The organism is Campylobacter sp. RM16188 (genome assembly GCF_012978795.1).
In the GTDB taxonomy this organism is placed as follows: domain Bacteria; phylum Campylobacterota; class Campylobacteria; order Campylobacterales; family Campylobacteraceae; genus Campylobacter_A; species Campylobacter_A canis.
Window position 1 is genome coordinate 100,355 of the sequence record NZ_LIWQ01000001.1, and the last position, 16,282, is coordinate 116,636.

Genomic DNA, 16,282 nt, shown 5'->3' on the forward strand with positions numbered 1-16,282 from the left:
TTTTAAATAAAATAAAGGATAAAAAATGAGAAAAGTTAATAAAATTTACAAATCAAATAGTGCACATTGGGTCGGAGACGGATTTTTAGTTCAGCCACTTTTTAGTCACATGGGCGAAGATCGCGGCACTGATCCGTTTTTGATGCTTGATTACGCTGCGCCTCAGGTTTTTAAACCGAATTTAACGGACTTTCCAAGAGGAGTCGGACACCATCCGCATAAAGGATTTGAGACTGTAACGATAGCTTATAGCGGCGAGGTCGCACATAAGGATTCAAGCGGTGGTGGCGGAGTTATAAAATCGGGCGACGTGCAATGGATGACGGCGGGTGCGGGCATAGTGCACGAGGAGTTTCACTCTTTGGATTTTAGCCGTTCGGGCGGACTTTTTGAGATGGTTCAGCTCTGGGTAAATTTACCTAAAAAGCATAAAAACACTCCCGCAAAATACCAGCACTTGTCGCGCGAAGCAATTCCTGTGATCAAATTTGCAGACGGTGCGGGACAAGCAAGGATTATAGCGGGAGAATTTGATGGAGTAGGCGGAGCGGCAAGCACATTTACGCCGATGAATGTTTGGGACGTTATGATAAATTCCGGCAAAGAAGCGGTTATAAACGTACCTGCTTCACATTCGCTTTCTATGGTTGTTTTACGCGGAGAAGCGATTTTTAACGGCAATGAAAGCGCAGGCGAGGCTCAGTTGGTAAATTTTGAAAAAGGCGACGGTGAAGTGAGAGTAAAGGCAGTCGGACAAGATGTAAAAATCCTGCTTCTTTCGGGCGAGCCTATAGATGAGCCGATTGTCGGATACGGACCGTTTGTGATGAATACAAAAGATGAAATTCGCCAAGCTATTGATGATTATAACAGCGGAAAATTCGGTAGCATAGGCTAAATTTGACCTGTTAGTGTGGAGTTAGAAAATAGTAAGCGTAAAATCAAAACGGCTTTAAATGAGCCAAGAACCCATGGTCTAAAAGATGAGTGATGAGAATTTTTACGCTTATGCCTATGAGTATAACTCCGCCTAAAATAAGAGCCTTTTTTTCTAAAACTATACCTAAAAATTTCCCCGCATAACACGCCAAAACACATAGGATAAAGCAGATAGATCCTATCAAAATACTAGTATAAATGATGTCTATATTCTCAAAGCTAAACGTCACTCCGACAGCCAGCGCGTCGATGCTCGTGGCTATTGCGCCCATGGTTAGGACTTTTAGTCCTAGGTCATTTAAACACGCTTCGTCTTTATGCTCTCTTGCTTCAAGTATCATTTTGATACCCAAAAATGAAAGTATGCCAAATGCGACAAAATGATCTATGGAAGCTATAAAGCTTACGAAGGTTAGCCCTAAAAAATATCCCAAAAAGGGCATAAGAGCTTGAAAAAAGCCAAATATAAAAGAGACTTTAATGACCCCCGAAACGGTTAATGCGCGGCATTTTGCACCGCTTGCGATACTGAGTGCTACGCTATCCATGGCAAGGGCGAAAGCTAGTAGTAAAAGCTCCATAAATTCTCCTGAAAAAGGCTAATTTTACATTAAAACTAATTTTTTTAAGATTAAAATTCGGCCTTATTTGACGGAATTAAAATTTGATATTTTATGAGCGCAAATTTAGCGTATAAAGATAAATTTCAAGTGATGAAAAGCCAAAATTTAATATCATTTTATTTGCTTGCCAAGCCGAATTTACGCTTGCAGGGTTAAATTTAAAGGATATTATTATGAAAAAAATCGTGATTTTGGCGCTATTTTTTGCTTTAAGCGCTTTTGGTACGGATTGGGGTAAGATGGTTGGAGATGGGCTTAAAGCCGTAAATCAAGCCTCTACAAAGAGCGATTATAAAAGCATGGTAAGCTCGGCTCTTGAGTATGCCGTAAAAGAGCTTTCAAATGACGGATTTATCAAAAATGCCTCGGCTAAAATTCCGCTTCCGCCAAGCTTGCAAACGGCTGCAAATTTGGCAAAGAAAGTTGGCGGCGACAAGTGGGCAAACGAGTTGGTTACTTCTATAAACAAAGCCGCAAGTAGCGCAGTTCCCGGAGCTGCCGATGTCTTTTCAAAAACTATAAAAAACATGAGTGAAAGCGATGTTAAAAAGATCATGAGCGGTGGAAATGATAGTTTTAGTAAATTTTTGCAACAAAATTCAAGCAAGGAGCTTGAAAAGATATTTAAGCCGATCATTGAAAAGATGATGAGTCAAAACAGTTTTGCAACCGCTTATAACGGGCTAAATTCATTTGTGAAAAATTCTCTTGGCGGCTCGGAGAGTATGAAGTCGGTTAAATCTGTAGCCTCAAGCCTTGGCATGGGCGAATATGTAACAAACGACGGCGAGGATCTAAACGGATACATCACGAGAAAGACGCTTGATGGGCTATTTAAAGTGATGAGCGAAAATGAAAAGTCGCTTAGAAGCGATCCTGTGGGTTACGGCAAAAAAGCTATTGAAAATATCTTTAAATAACTTTTAGCTTAAATTTAAACCCATAATATGACGAAAAAGATAAAGGAATTTGGCGCCGATCTCGCTCTTGTAGTCGTTGCCGTCGTGTGGGGCGTGACGTTTTTGCCGATGGCTGAAGCGCTTAAGAGTAACGGCGTTTTTGTCATTTTATTTTGGAGATTTTTAATCTCAACTCTGTTAATGGGTTTGATTTCGATTAAATTTGTTAAGAAATTTGACTCAAATTCTCTTAAATTCGGCTCTTTGCTAGGTGTGTTTTTATTTGCGGGCTTTGCGCTTCAAACCTTTGCCCTTAAATACACTTTTAGCTCGACCGTTGCCTTTATCACGGGATTAAATGTAGTTTTTGTGCCTTTTATAGTATTTCTGTTTTTTAGGCAAAAAGTCTATGTTTATTCGTTTATAGGAGCCTTTTTATCGGCTTTTGGGCTGTATTTGCTAAGTGATAGCGAGCTTGGGTTTGGCAGAGGTGAAATTCTCTCCGTGCTTTGTGCCGTTGCTTATTCTGTTCATATCATATTTACGGGCGTTTTTGTGCGCAAATGCGAGCTTTATCAGATGGTTTGCATGCAGTTTTTGGTAGTAACCGCTCTATGTCTTTTTGCGGCTCTTGTTTTTGATACGCATAGCGTTTTGCCTGTGGCTAACTATGCATTTTTTAAAGCCGTTATCATAACTTCGGTGTTTGCGACCGTCTTTGCATTTTTTGTTCAGTCGGCGATGCAGCGCTACACAACTCCTATGAAAACGGCTCTTATCTTTACTTTTGAGCCTGTTAGTGCCGGGCTTTTTGGGTATTTTGTTGGCGGGGAAATTTTAAGCTCGTGGCAGATTTTAGGAGCTTTGCTTATACTTTTTGGAATTATAATCAGTGAAGTGGGAAGCTATTACAAGAGTCAAAAAGCTTAAATTTCGTTATCTTACAAGCGCAAATTTATTAAAATTAACCAAATTTAGCGTCTGCTTATAGCCGTAAATATAAAAAAGCAGATTGAGGCTATAAGTATTATGCTTGCTCCACTTGTTAAGTTCGCTTCAAAGCTAAGCCAAAGCCCCGATATACAAAACGCAGCCGAGATAAGAGTAGCGTTTAGCATCATTGCGCCAAGGCGTTTAGAGAAATTTTGCGCTATATAAGGCGGTATGGTAAGAAGCGCGATGACTAAGATAAGACCCACTGCGCGTATCGTCATCACGACACTTAGCGCCATCATGCAGACTAGTACATAGTATAAAAGCGTGGTTTTTACTCCGCGAAGTTTGGCGAATTCCGAATCAAAACTAAGGGCTTCAAACTGCCTGTAAAGCAGCGTAACTATAAGCAAGATGACACAATCAACCGCCGCCATAAAGGCTAAATCGCTATCAGGCACCGCTAAAATCGAGCCAAAAAGATAGCTCATGAGATCTACGTTATATCCGGGCGTTAGATCTATTAAGATAATGCCAAACGCCATTCCAAACGCCCAAAGTGCGCCGATAACCGAGTCCATTTTGCTCTTATCGTTTAGCGTGATAGTAGCTATCAAGAGTGCAAGAAATATCGCAAATCCGCTAGCACCCAAAAGCGGCTCAAGCGAAAAGTAAAACGCCAGCCCAAGTCCGCCGTAAGCTCCGTGCGCTATGCCGCCGGCGATGAAAACCATGCGATTTATAACTACAAGCGAGCCGATAACTCCGCATGCGATACTTACTAAAAGCCCTGCCATAAGGGCATTTTGCATGAATTCCAAATTTAGCGCTTCTAGCATTTTTACCCTTTGTCTAAGCTCTTGCAACCGCACTCCTTAAGCGCGATCTCGACATCGCAAAAGTGATTATGCTCGTGTGCAAGATGAGCGATGAATTCTTGCTTTGAACGATCGGGCGCGATGTCGTGCATGTGAATTTTGTGATTTACGTAAGCAACTTTCGTAGCGAAGCTAAGTGCGATATTTACGTCATGGCTTATCAAGATGACACCGATTCCTTCTTTGTTTATATCGCTAAGCAGGCTATAAATCGCGGCTTGCCCTTTGGTGTCGATGCTTGCGGTTGGCTCATCAAGCATGAGAATTTTAGCCTTTGCGCAAAGCGCTCTTGCGATATAAACTCTTTGTCTTTGACCGCCCGAGAGCTCGCCTATGCGAGAGTTTGCAAACTCGCTCATGCCGACTTTTTCAAGCGCTTTCATCGCTTCTGATTTATCGTCTTTGGTGTAAAAGCCGAAAATTTTCCTATCGATTCGCCCCATAAGTACCACTTCTAAAACCCTCATCGGAAAATTCGCGTTTATGAAGATGTTTTGAGGGACGTATCCTATGGTTTTGCTAACCTCGCTAGGGTTTTTATCAAATATCTTTATCTCGCCGCTTTTAGGTCTTAAAAGCCCTAACATAAGGCGAAGTAGGGTTGATTTGCCCCCGCCGTTTGGACCTATGATAGCTAGAAAATCCTTGATATCATAGTTTAAATTTATATTTTCAAATATCAAATTCTCATCGTATCCAAACGACAAATTCTCTATTCTAACCCCGTTCATAAAACCGATATCCTACCCGCGATAAAAAACATAAAAGCTCCCAATCCAAACATAACTAAAAGAGCTAGGAATTCGCAGTAAATTTTTAAATTTTTATATTTTGAGAGCGCATTTACTTTCGTGCCAAAGACCGCTGCGATAAATATAACTATACTCATACCAAGCGCCATAAAAACGCCGCTCATCACGCCTATAAACCAGCTGTTTAGACTAAATGCAAGTATGAAGACTATGATAGTGCCGGGACACGGCACAAGCGAGGCTGCAAGCGCTACAAACCACTCGTTTAGACTCTTTGGCTTAACTTCCATTGCTTTACAAGCCGCACATCCGCAGTCTGCCTTGTGAGGGCTAAATTTGTAGTTATGAACTTTTGGTTTGAGTGATTTTAGCTTAGTAAATATCATATAAGCAGAGATCGCCATGATGATCAGGGCTGAAATTTTAGTCGTCAAATTTGCAGCGGAATTTGCTACGTTTGCCGCAAAACTTTCAAGCAAACTCATGGTAATCCAAACCAACATGAGCGCGCCAAGCACGTGCAAAATGCCGATTTTAAGCGAGAAGCCAAAAGCTTTTAAGTAGCTGCCTCCGCTTGCTGCAAAATACGATGTCGTAAGCAGTTTGCCATGTCCCGGGCCCGCTGCGTGCAAAAAGCCGTAGACGAAGCTAAAAAGCATAATGAGGGCAAATTTCGAAGCTTCAAATGCGGTTGAGTTTTCTTTGATGAGTTCTTTTAGCCTGTCTAAAAAGCCTATCGTGGTTCTGGCAAGAGAGTTAAATTTCGCTTCGTCTATCGCGTCAATCTCTTCTAAATTTTTGTTTTTTACAAGCGAGCTAAGCTCAGGCTTGTCTTTGTTTGAAATTTTAGGTTTTTGCTCGCTCATCTCAAAAAACACGGTGTTTAAATTTGAATTTGGCACTATGAAAATGGATTCGGTTATCCTGTAAGGCTCGTCGTTTGCGATTTTGAAGTTAAAAAATCCTTCGCGATCGATTATCTCAAACACAACCACACGGCGAGGCAAAATTTCTAAATTTAGCTCCAAAACATACTCGAAATTTAGCCTGTTTTCTTCAATATAAACGCGCTGGCTCTTTGTCTTTACGAATAAATTTTCGCTCGCACCCTCGCCGTCATAAAAGCTAACCGTAGTAAGATATCCGCGTGGCACGATGTAGTCAAGCAAGGATTTTTGCACGTTCCAAGCCTCTTTTTCGTTTAGCTTTTTATCGGCGTCCTCGTCATATCCTTGCATGGTTAGCTCGGTGAAATTTTCTGAAAACGTCCATGTTATAGTAGCTGTTTTAAGCGTGTCGCTCCATGCGTCAAATTTGATCTGCGCATGAGCTGTGGGTGTGTAAAGCGCACAAAGCGCACACGAGTAGGCAATGGACGCAAAAAGCGTCAGTGCGGCCAGTATGCGCCCAAATTTCATCATTAAAGACTCTTAGCGAAAATTTCGGCTGTCTTTTTAAGCTCAGCCTCCCAATCAAGCGGGAGCTGATCTATCTCAACTACCTTTGCGCCCGTTTCTTTTGCGATTAAATTTGCCGATTTTTTAGAAAACTGAGGCGCTACGAAGATGACCTTTACGCCGTGCTCTTTTGCCTCCTTGATGAGGTTTGCAAGCTCTGCGGGCTTTGGCTCTTTGCCCTCGACTTCTATGGAAATTTGCTCTAAATCATATCTTTTTGCAAAATATCCCCAAGATGGGTGATACACGATAAATTCGCGGTTTTTAAGATTTGCAAGCTTATCCTTGATGAATTTGTCAAGCTCGTCTAGCTTAACGAGAAATTTCTCGTAATTTGCGTTATAAAGCTCTTTATGCTCAGGGAAAACTCTAACAAGTCCGTTTAGGATGTTTTTAGCCTGAGTTTTTACAAGCACCGGATCAAGCCAGATGTGTGGATCAAGCCCGTCGTGGCTATGACAATGCACTTTTCCGTTGTGTTCGTGGCAATGCTCTTTTTTATCGTGCGCGTGCCCCTCATGCTCATGCTCTTGCATAGCGACTCTTTCTACTCCTTTTTGAGTAAAGATAAATTTTAGCTTTGGAAACGACTGCTGAAATTTCGGCAACCAAACCTCTTCAAATTCAATGCCTATGGCAAAGTAAAGTTTGCTGTTTTCAAGAGATTTCATCTGCTTTGGCTTTGGCTCGTAAGTGTGAGGATCGGCTCCTGGAGATACCATGGTATTTACTTCAACCGTGTCGCCTGCGATTTGTTTTACGAAAAATTCTTGAGGTAATATACTTACGCTAACGACAGGCTTTGCAAAGCATACAAGCGCGCCAAAACATAAAAAAGCTAAAATTTTCTTCATCTTAAACCTTTTTTTAAATTTTTAGGGAAGTATAGCAAAAGCAACTTAGTTGCGAATTAATGCTTTTTTATATAAATTTTAGTATGATAGCTTTTGAGATTAAACGAAAGGATGAGATGTCGCCTCAAGAGCTCTTAAGGATAAACGATATAAAGGCAACTCCGCTTCGGTTGCAAATTTTAGAAATTTTATCTCGCGCCGATACTCCGCTTGGATATGATGAAATTTTAAGCAAAATTAAGGCCAATAAAACGACATTTTACCGCTCGATGGAGATTTTTGAAGCTAAAGGCATTATCGTAAAAAGCGAAAACAACCACAAAAATTTTTACGAGCTTGCAGGCGAAGCAAAGGCATATTTTGTCTGTGATGTTTGCAGAAAGATGACAAATATCGATATGCCCAATTTAAACCAAAGCCACGTTAAAAGCGTAGTTGTAAAGGGAATTTGCGACGATTGCTTTTAAATTTCCTCATTTTCGCCGTAAAGCTCCGCAAGATGATCGGGGATCGCCTTTGGACGCTTTTTGTCAAGGTCAAAATATACGTAAGTGGTTATGGCTTTAGCTATAATCTTGCCGTCTTTTATAAATTCGTAAAATCTGTTTGAACTAACTTTTCTAGCCTGCTTTGTCCATGTTTTTATCTCGATCTCATCTCCTAAATAAATTTGCTCCAAATAGTCGATTTCGTTGCGTTTTATAACCCAAGTCGAGTTGTTTTTAAGCTGCTCTTCAAACGTATCTCCCACGAAATTTGAGTGCGCAAAAGCCGCTTCTTGCATCCAGATAAGATAGTATGCGTTGTTTGCGTGGTTGTTTATGTCTATAGCCTCTTTGCCTACTTTAAATTTGTAGCTAAAAATTCTCATATTTGTCCTTTTGTTTGATACAATTGTAACTCAAATTTTTAAAAAGGCGGTTTTATGAAGAGCTCTTGGGATAAAAAAGCGGCTAATTACTCAAGATATGAGGGCGAACTTAACGAATTTCAAAAAGAATTTTTTGATAAGTTGGATAAATACGGAATCGACTTTAAAGAAAAAACTCTTATAGATGTGGGTTGTGGAACAGGTGTAAAAACTCTTCATCTTGCTAAAATGTGTAAAAACGTAACAGGTCTTGACCTCTCGACCAAGATGCTTGAGGTTATGAGCGATGACGCTCGCAAATTCGGTATCTCAAATTTAAGGATAGTTGAGAGCGATTGGACGAGCTTTAAGCTTGATCAAATTTACGATATAGCTTTTAGCACGATGAGTCCGGCGATCGCGACCGTGGAGGACTTTGATAAATTTACAAGTGCAGGCAAGCAAAGAGTTTATCTATGGTGGAATAAGCCTAGAAATTCGGACTTAATCAATAAATTTTATGAAATTTACGGAAAGAGAAAAGAGTGGTTTGATAGAGCAAGCGGGTTTGAGTATCACTTGCAAATGCAAAAAATTCCTTTTAAATCAGAGATTATCCAAGAGGTAAGAAGCAAGGATTTGAGTTTGCAGGAAGCTTACGAAAATGTTACTTGGCATTTAGAAATCGGCAAAATTAAATTTGATGAAAAATCCCTTAAAAACGAACTTGAAAAGCAAAGTATAAACGGAAAAATAACAGAAACTATCGACTCTTCAATGAAACTTTTGGTGTTTTAGGATATAATCGGATAATTTTTTGTCGGAGAGTATTTTGAGGTTTTTGTTGATATTTTTAATGTCTATGTCGCTTTTTGCAAATAGCCGACCGGTAGCACCGATTGAGGTTATTAAGTATGATGAGAAAAAAGCGCAGCTTGGCAAAAACCTTTTTTATGATACCAGACTTAGCCCAAGCGGAACCGTTTCTTGTGAAAGATGCCATAATCTTTACTGGAATACAAGCGGTACGATAGATCACAACATCAAAGTTTCCATAAGCGGCTATATGAATCCTCCTACAGTACTAAATGCCGCGTCGAATTTTTTGTTTTTCAAAAACGGTAGAGTAAGAAATATGAAAGATCAGGTCATAGAGAGCATAACCGATCTAAATCAGCTTGGAAGCACAAAGGAATTCGTAGTAAAAAAAGTAAGCTCCAACGCTAAATATAGAAGCCAGTTTTATGCCGTTTATGATGACGGAGTAACTTTTGAAAATATAGTTGATGCTATAGCGGAATTTCAAAAAGCTCTTATAACTCCCAATGCAAGGTTCGATCAGTTTTTAAGAGGCGATGAAAACGCCCTTAGTAGTGATGAAAAAAGAGGTTTTGAACTGTTTAAAAAAGTCGGATGCATAAACTGCCATAGCGGCAGAAATTTGGGCGCAAATGTATATTATAACGTCCAGCTTGACGATAATTCAGTTAAGGCCGAGACGGGGTATTATAAAGTGCCCGGACTTAGAAATATCGCTAAAACGGCTCCGTATTTTTACAACGGCAAGCAGGATAATTTAAAAGAGGCTATCAGGCATGTTTCTGGACTTCAGGTATCTCAGGATATCACTGATGAAGAGATGGAATTTATATATAAATTTTTACTTACTTTAAGCGGCGAAAAGCCTGAAATTTTAAAATGAAAAACAAAATTATATTTTTAAAATTGCTGTTTTTGTCTTTGGCGCTGATTTTGTTTATGGGCGCTATGATAACCTATAAGGCAAACAAAGATGTTTTAGAAGGTTATAGGTGGAGCAACTATATAACCGATCTGGTTAGGATAAATAAAGAGATTAAATTTATACTTGATAAGACATTTTTGCAAGCCGATCACGATAAAATGATGCAGCTAACTAATGATTTTAGCGGTATCGTGAATGAAATTTTATATACTAAAAAGCATAAATCCTTTAACGAAGTTCCGGTAAATCTTGAAACCATAGAAAGAGTTAAGGAAATTTTCGATAAAAAAATAAATTTGATAGATAATTTTAACTCCGTTGCGATATTGGCTAAATTCATATATGACGATATAATCTTTAAAGATCTTTATAGAAGCAGTTATTTTGACAGCGTTATGCCCAGTATTTTGCTCTTTAGATATGATATAAATGCAAATTTAAAAAAACCATACAAGCTTTTAAGTGAGTATTTTGAAAGAGCGGAGCTTAATAAGCATGACATAAGCTTCCTGCATGGAGCCAAGGAGCTTGTGGAGTATTATCAAGAGGCGCAGATAACTTTAAATGAAATTTATGGACTAAATTTGCAAGAGCAGCTTGATAAGCTTGTTGTAGAAAGTCAGCACTACATCAACAAGTCCATCTCGAATTTAAAAAATATGACTAGAATTTTTATCCTACTCATAGCCATATCAATAATTTTGATATTTTTTACATTTTTAAAAAGCAAAAGAATATTAAAAAGATCAAACCACCTGCATCAAGCCATCGATAATATATTTAGCTCGGTTATGTTTATAGATATGAATAGAAAAATTAAATATGTAAATAAAATTTTTGAAGAAACTACCGGCTATAAGCCCGAAGAGGTTATAGGAAAAAGCACCGACATACTAAAATCCCATACTCACGTGAATGAATTTTACGAAGATATCATCAAGACTTTAGAAAGCGATAAAGTTTGGAGATGCAATGAGTATGTAACGGAGTCAAAAAACGGCGATTTGATATATGAGCAAGTTATGTTTTCTCCTTTGTTTGACGAAAAGGGCAAAAGAGAAGGCTATCTATCGGTAAAATTTGACAGAACTCAAGAAATTTTAAACGCAAAAGAGCTTGAGAAAAAAGATATCGAGCTTAGAAACAAGGCTCTTTATGATAGGCTCACTGGATTTGGTAGCTATTTTGGTCTTACGCAAAGGCTTACGGAGCATCCAAGCGGTATGATCATCTATATAAATATCAACAACTTTATGGATTTTCGTTTCTTTTACAAGACAAAGACGATAGAGCTTATTATCACTTCATTTGCCAATACTATCCAGCTTTGTATCGATACTTATAAGATAAATGCAAGTGTTTATAGGGTGCAGTTTGACGAATTTTGTATCTGGTATGACGGCAATAATGTCCAAAGAGATATAAGCAGGATTAAGGATTATTTCGTAGCTAACGACCTTTATATCATAGTCGATGATAAAAAAGAGTTCATCCCGAACATAAAAACCACTATCGGCGTTAGTTTGACGCAAGATACTATTCAGACAAACCGCCTAACTCAAGCGATGCTTGCTCACCACGAGGCTAAGTATAGAGGTGAAGATGTTTATTACTACACCGAAAACAGCCACATAGAGCAGCAGTATTATCAAAACCAAATCATGTCAAGAACTATCGAGTACGCTATTTATAACAACACCATTATCGTGGAGTGCCAAGGCGTATATGACATATCCTTTAACGTAAAAAATCCTAAGGTCAAATATTACGAAGTTCTTGTGCGCCTCATCGACGAACACGGCAAGATGCGCTATCCTGGAGAATTTTTGGATATCGCTAAGAAAATTTCTCTTTATAACGACATAACTAAAAAAGTCATAGGCCATGTATTTAGACTGGTTGAGAGATTTCCTGATCTTAAATTTTCGATGAATCTTTCAAATAGCGACATCATAAATTCCCAAATTCGCGATCTCATAGAACAAAAGCTTAGAATTTGCTCATATCCTGAGCATGTTTATTTTGAAATTTTAGAATCCGAAGGCGTGGATGACTATGAAGCGGTAAATGATTTTATCCACAAAGTAAGCAGCTACAACTCTAAAATCGCAATTGACGATTTTGGCAGCGGCTACTCAAACTACTACCGAATTTTAGAGCTTGATATAGATACAATTAAAATCGACGGCTCTATAATCAAAAAGCTGCCTTTTGATAAAAACGCCAGATATCTAATGCAAACTATCATCGATTTTGCTAATCGCCAAAATTACAATGTGGTAGCCGAATTCGTAAGCACTCCTGAAATTTTAGCCGAAGTTAAAAAATTCGGTATCAAATACGCTCAAGGCTTCTTGCTTGGCAAACCTATCTCGCCTGACGATCTAAAAAAAGATACTAAAAAATAATTCGCTTTTATCCTAAGCCTATAAATTTACAAGCCCAATCCTTTTAAATTCTATTATCTAAATTTAATTACTAAAATTCTATAATTTAAAATATAAAATAGGATATAAACTTGAAGTATAAAACTTATATTGCCATTGATGATACCGATGAAATAGGATATACTAAATCCACCGGTATGCTTGCTGAAAATATAGTGGAATTTATAAATGAGCGCTTTTGCGAATGTTCTTTTATAAGTCGCCATCAGTTGCTAATTTACGAAAGAGTAAATTACACTTCGCACAACAGCTCAATGTGCTTTAGCGCCTATCTGAACGAAGTTCAAAGAGATGAGGTTATTAAATTTGCACAAGCTTTTTTGATAAAAGAAAGCGCACCTAGCAGTGAGCCAGGGCTTGCGGTTGCCTTTGAAAAAGATATCTTAAATTTAAATTCTCTTATCGAATTTGGCAAAAGAGCAAAAGTTGAGTTTATAACAAAAGATGAAGCTTATGATGAGGCAAAAAGACAAAACATCTATCTTAAAGAGCTTAAAAATGAAGGCAGGGGAGTGATAGGAGCGCTTGCGGGCATAGCTCTTAGACTTAGTGGAAATGACGGAAGGATAAAAGGCAAAATAAGACTTCAAAAAGATGAGATGAGCGCACAAGAGATTTTAAATTCGGGCTTTATAGATGAAATTTTGGATGAAAATTTTAAACAAGTGGATAAAGACGAAATAGTCTTAACGGGCTTTGATTTAAAGCTTATAGTTAGAAATTTTAGAGCTGTTTTGATTGTAAAAAGAAATAAAAACGGCAAATTTAAAGCTTGTGATATAAAAGATCTTAGAGGCTTTTAGTGGCTAAATTTGACTGTTTTGATGAGCGCGGTGTCTTCTTGAAAGGTAAATTTGATTACGAAAGTGCTAAAATTTTAGCCAAAGAGTGTGATAAATTTCTGCTTGACAGCGATGAGGACGAGATCGTTTGCGACACAAGCAAGCCAAGCTGCTACAACTGCCTATTTAGGCGGTGGAATAAGGATAGTTTTGAATGTTTAAAGTTAAGATAGTTTATAAATTTGCGCTTATCGTATTGCTTGCAGCGGGACTTTTGCTCTTAGGGTATTCGGGCTTTAAATTCGCTTGCGGAGATTACAGCGAATTTCTTATGCTACTGCATAGGATTTGCGGTTTTGCACTTTTGATTGTGGCTATGCTTCATATCATTATCAAGCGAAGAAAGCTCATTAAGCTCTTTAACGAGTTTCTTGATGTGGTTTTGGCTAGGAAAAATCCCTCGTTTTGCAACATGGATAGGCTCGTTATGGCGCTTGAAAATCACACTATCCAAACTATCGCCGATACTTTGCGAATCGATGCCGATGATCTTGTTGAAATTTTAAAAGATGGCGAAGTTAAATTTGATGGCAAAAATCAGACTCTAAGGGATATTGCAAGACTAAATGACGAGAAGATTTTTTATACTCTTGTGTTGATAGTTGAAGCCAAATTCGGAGATAGAAGCCAGAAATTTAGAAGTTGTAATATATAAATATATATTTTAAAGCTTAAATTTTTACTATTGTTTTTACACTTATCCGTTTTTTAAATTTGCCCTAAATTCAGCCGTTTTGCTCTCTAAAAATTTAAATTTTATTAAATAAATTTCAGTTTCTTTTAAATAACTCTTAAATAAAATTATTTTTATATATTTTATATTGCATTACATCTATATACAGTCTATTTAAAAATATAAAAATTAAATTTATATAGGAGTTAGGATGAAAAAGAGCGCATTAATAGCATGTAGTGTCGCCATTGTTTTGCATGCTCAAGTTTTTGAACTTGGACAGGTTGAAGTTGTCTCAAGCGTTGAAGGCTTACAAAAAAGTGACACGAATGTTGTTGTGATTGGTACTCAAAAGATGCAAAAAGACGAGATAAAAAGGCTTTCTGAGGTCGCTTACTCGACAGCCGGTGTTTATGTGGATAAGAAAGGTCCAAGAGCTGAGCAGAATTTCTATATTCGCGGCTTTGACGCTAGGCGCGTACCGCTATTTATAGACGGAATCCCCGTTTATATCCCGTATGACGGAAATGCGGATTTTGGTCGTTTTACCACCTTTGATCTAAGCCAAATCGTAATCTCAAAAGGCGCAAGCAGTGTGCTTTACGGTGCAAACACTATGGGTGGTGCGATAAATTTAGTGTCCAAAAAGCCTACGCGCGAATTTGAAGGCAACATCGGATATGGGATTGAACTGGGTAAGAGTAAAGATACTTTCGGCAACAATGTGGATTTTAACTTAGGCTCGCGTCAAGAGATGTTTTATGTGCAAGCGGGCGGAAGCTTTATGGAAGATCGAGGTCAGCAGCTCTCAAGCGGTTTTGTTAAGGACATAAACGGCAATGAAGATGGCGGAAGACGTGAAAATTCCGTTCAAAGAGATAAGAAATTTAACATCAAATTCGGCTTTACTCCAAACGAAACGGACGAATACGCAATCGCTTATATAAATCAAAAAGGCGCAAAAGAGCAGCCGTTTTATGCAGGAAGATACAAAGGTTATAATCAAGCCAAGAGATATTGGGGCTGGCCTAAGTGGGATAAAGAAGGGGTATATTTCTTGTCTCACACTCAAATATCTGATAGTTTATATATCAAATCAAAGCTTTTTTACGACTCATTTAATAATTCTTTAAAAATTTACGGCGATAAAGCTATGAGTAAGCATGATGCAAAAAATGCTCCGAGCTATTATGATGATCACTCTTACGGCGGCGGGTTGGAGCTCGGCTGGGATATGAGCGATAAAAACAGTTTGAAATTTGCAACCGGCTACAAATATGACGTTCATAAAGAAAAAAACGATATATATAATGATGCGGGTGTAAAAATAGGAGAGGAACCTTGGCAAAAATCAGCCGACAAGACTTACTCTTTCGGTATTGAAAATACATACAAATTTACCGATATGACAAGGCTTATCCTAGGCGCAAGCTATGATACTAGAGATGCCGTAAGTGCGCAGGATTATATAGTCTTAAGAAAGCAGGGCGGAAGAGACGTGTATGGAATTTATGATTTTGAAGTCGGCAAACGTCACGCCTTTAATTATCAAGCGGCACTTAAACACAGCTTTGACGGAAGCGATGAGTTAAGTCTTAGCTTTGCTAAAAAGACATATTTTGCAAGCATGAAGGAGCGTTACTCAAAGAGATTTAACAGAAACGAGCCAAATCCTTACTTAAAGCCCGAAGTAGCCAATCACTACGAGATAGGATACCAAAGAAGCTTTGGGGAGAATTTGAGACTTGAAAGTGCCGTGTTTTATTCAAAAGTTAAAGACGCCATCGGCGAGCATGAAGTAACGGTGGGCGCAAATAAATTAAAGCAGGCTATAAACATAGACAAAGCCGAATACAAAGGCTTTGAGCTTGGGGCTAATTATTTTGCAACCGATATCTTTGAGCTTGGCGGTAATTACACTTACATAAGCGCAAAATACAAAGATAGAAGCGATAAAATAGAAGATTTGCCAAGACACAAGGCGTTTGCTTATGTTGATTTTAAAATCCTGCCTAAATTTAGCCTGTATCTATCTCAATACATGAGTTCAAGCTTTTATTCAAAATCACAAGAGATAACCAAAATGGGCGGTTTTGGCGTAACAAATTTCAAATTTACTTATAAACCGACTGAAAATTTGATGATCGATGCGGGAATTTCAAATTTGTTTGATAAAAACTACGAATATCGCGAGGGATTTCCTGAAGAGGGAAGGGTATTTTTCTCAAATATTCGATATAAATTTTAGTAGCAACCAAAGCTTTATCTTGCAAACTTTTTGATAGCTAAAATTTGGGAGAGGTTTAAATTCTCCCAAATTAGTTTTAAAAATCTAAGCTTTTAACCGAAAATTTAGATTTTTAAAATAAACTACAACCACAAAGGATCAAA

General features: G+C 38.2%; 17 protein-coding genes. 11 read left to right on the forward strand and 6 right to left on the reverse strand.

What is annotated here, in order from left to right:
• Positions 1 to 25: 25 nt before the first annotated feature.
• Positions 26 to 898, forward strand: coding sequence for a pirin family protein (locus CDOM16188_RS00545; protein ID WP_172197255.1), 873 nt, complete (start codon positions 26 to 28; stop codon positions 896 to 898).
• Positions 899 to 941: 43 nt separating this feature from the next.
• Here the strand turns inward: CDOM16188_RS00545 and CDOM16188_RS00550 are convergent, their stop codons facing one another.
• A complete protein-coding gene (locus CDOM16188_RS00550; protein ID WP_169942898.1) occupies positions 942 to 1,520 on the reverse strand; it encodes a manganese efflux pump MntP family protein in 579 nt (192 codons plus the stop codon).
• Positions 1,521 to 1,732: 212 nt separating this feature from the next.
• Here CDOM16188_RS00550 and CDOM16188_RS00555 point away from each other — a divergent pair, with 212 nt between their 5' ends.
• Complete coding sequence (locus tag CDOM16188_RS00555; protein WP_367649325.1) at positions 1,733 to 2,482, forward strand: DUF4197 domain-containing protein; 750 nt, start codon at positions 1,733 to 1,735, stop codon at positions 2,480 to 2,482.
• A gap of 27 nt (positions 2,483 to 2,509) precedes the next feature.
• Positions 2,510 to 3,391, forward strand: coding sequence for a DMT family transporter (locus tag CDOM16188_RS00560; protein WP_172197261.1), 882 nt, complete (start codon positions 2,510 to 2,512; stop codon positions 3,389 to 3,391).
• 44 nt (positions 3,392 to 3,435) lie between these two features.
• On the opposite strand, the gene CDOM16188_RS00565 is transcribed toward CDOM16188_RS00560, so the two are convergent.
• The 4 genes from CDOM16188_RS00565 to CDOM16188_RS00580 are packed head-to-tail and all read right to left on the reverse strand — an operon-like array spanning position 3,436 to position 7,335.
• Positions 3,436 to 4,233 (reverse strand): metal ABC transporter permease, encoded by a 798-nt coding sequence (locus CDOM16188_RS00565; RefSeq protein WP_172197494.1) that lies wholly within the window; start codon positions 4,231 to 4,233, stop codon positions 3,436 to 3,438.
• A gap of 2 nt (positions 4,234 to 4,235) precedes the next feature.
• Positions 4,236 to 5,003, reverse strand: a complete 768-nt coding sequence (locus tag CDOM16188_RS00570) for a metal ABC transporter ATP-binding protein (protein ID WP_172197263.1) — start codon at positions 5,001 to 5,003, stop codon at positions 4,236 to 4,238.
• Entirely contained in the window at positions 5,000 to 6,445 is a 1,446-nt protein-coding gene (locus CDOM16188_RS00575; RefSeq protein ID WP_172197265.1) for a DUF1007 family protein, read from the reverse strand. Before CDOM16188_RS00575 ends, CDOM16188_RS00570 begins: the two co-directional genes overlap by 4 nt.
• Positions 6,445 to 7,335 carry a zinc ABC transporter substrate-binding protein gene (locus CDOM16188_RS00580; protein ID WP_172197267.1) on the reverse strand — a complete coding sequence of 297 codons (891 nt, stop codon included), beginning with the start codon at positions 7,333 to 7,335 and terminating at the stop codon, positions 6,445 to 6,447. The genes CDOM16188_RS00575 and CDOM16188_RS00580 overlap by 1 nt, the downstream gene beginning before the upstream one ends.
• Positions 7,336 to 7,451: 116 nt before the next feature.
• On the opposite strand from CDOM16188_RS00580, the gene CDOM16188_RS00585 reads away from it, so the two are divergent.
• Positions 7,452 to 7,802: a Fur family transcriptional regulator gene (locus CDOM16188_RS00585; protein WP_170018951.1), complete on the forward strand. Its 351-nt coding sequence runs from the start codon at positions 7,452 to 7,454 to the stop codon at positions 7,800 to 7,802.
• On the opposite strand, the gene CDOM16188_RS00590 is transcribed toward CDOM16188_RS00585, so the two are convergent.
• The gene (locus CDOM16188_RS00590) at positions 7,799 to 8,206 is read right to left on the reverse strand and encodes a thioesterase family protein (protein WP_172197269.1); all 408 of its coding nucleotides are present in this window, start codon (positions 8,204 to 8,206) and stop codon (positions 7,799 to 7,801) included. The two genes, CDOM16188_RS00585 and CDOM16188_RS00590, sit on opposite strands and share 4 nt — an antisense overlap.
• Positions 8,207 to 8,260: 54 nt before the next feature.
• Here CDOM16188_RS00590 and CDOM16188_RS00595 point away from each other — a divergent pair, with 54 nt between their 5' ends.
• The 7 genes from CDOM16188_RS00595 (at position 8,261) to CDOM16188_RS00625 (ending at position 16,139) form a co-directional block, all read left to right on the forward strand.
• Positions 8,261 to 8,983, forward strand: a complete 723-nt coding sequence (locus CDOM16188_RS00595; RefSeq protein ID WP_172197271.1) for a class I SAM-dependent methyltransferase — start codon at positions 8,261 to 8,263, stop codon at positions 8,981 to 8,983.
• Positions 8,984 to 9,029: 46 nt separating this feature from the next.
• On the forward strand, positions 9,030 to 9,887 hold the full coding sequence (locus CDOM16188_RS00600) for a cytochrome-c peroxidase (protein WP_253908103.1): 858 nt from the start codon (positions 9,030 to 9,032) through the stop codon (positions 9,885 to 9,887).
• On the forward strand, positions 9,884 to 12,337 hold the full coding sequence (locus CDOM16188_RS00605) for a GGDEF domain-containing phosphodiesterase (RefSeq protein ID WP_172197273.1): 2,454 nt from the start codon (positions 9,884 to 9,886) through the stop codon (positions 12,335 to 12,337). The genes CDOM16188_RS00600 and CDOM16188_RS00605 overlap by 4 nt, the downstream gene beginning before the upstream one ends.
• A 110-nt stretch (positions 12,338 to 12,447) precedes the next feature.
• Positions 12,448 to 13,179: a hypothetical protein gene (locus tag CDOM16188_RS00610; protein WP_172197275.1), complete on the forward strand. Its 732-nt coding sequence runs from the start codon at positions 12,448 to 12,450 to the stop codon at positions 13,177 to 13,179.
• Positions 13,179 to 13,391, forward strand: a complete 213-nt coding sequence (locus tag CDOM16188_RS00615; protein ID WP_172197278.1) for a molybdopterin biosynthesis protein MoeB — start codon at positions 13,179 to 13,181, stop codon at positions 13,389 to 13,391. The genes CDOM16188_RS00610 and CDOM16188_RS00615 overlap by 1 nt, the downstream gene beginning before the upstream one ends.
• Entirely contained in the window at positions 13,373 to 13,873 is a 501-nt protein-coding gene (locus tag CDOM16188_RS00620; protein WP_172197281.1) for a chemotaxis protein, read from the forward strand. Before CDOM16188_RS00615 ends, CDOM16188_RS00620 begins: the two co-directional genes overlap by 19 nt.
• Before the next feature lie 229 nt (positions 13,874 to 14,102).
• Positions 14,103 to 16,139, forward strand: coding sequence for a TonB-dependent siderophore receptor (locus tag CDOM16188_RS00625; RefSeq protein WP_172197284.1), 2,037 nt, complete (start codon positions 14,103 to 14,105; stop codon positions 16,137 to 16,139).
• Positions 16,140 to 16,282 lie beyond the last annotated feature (143 nt).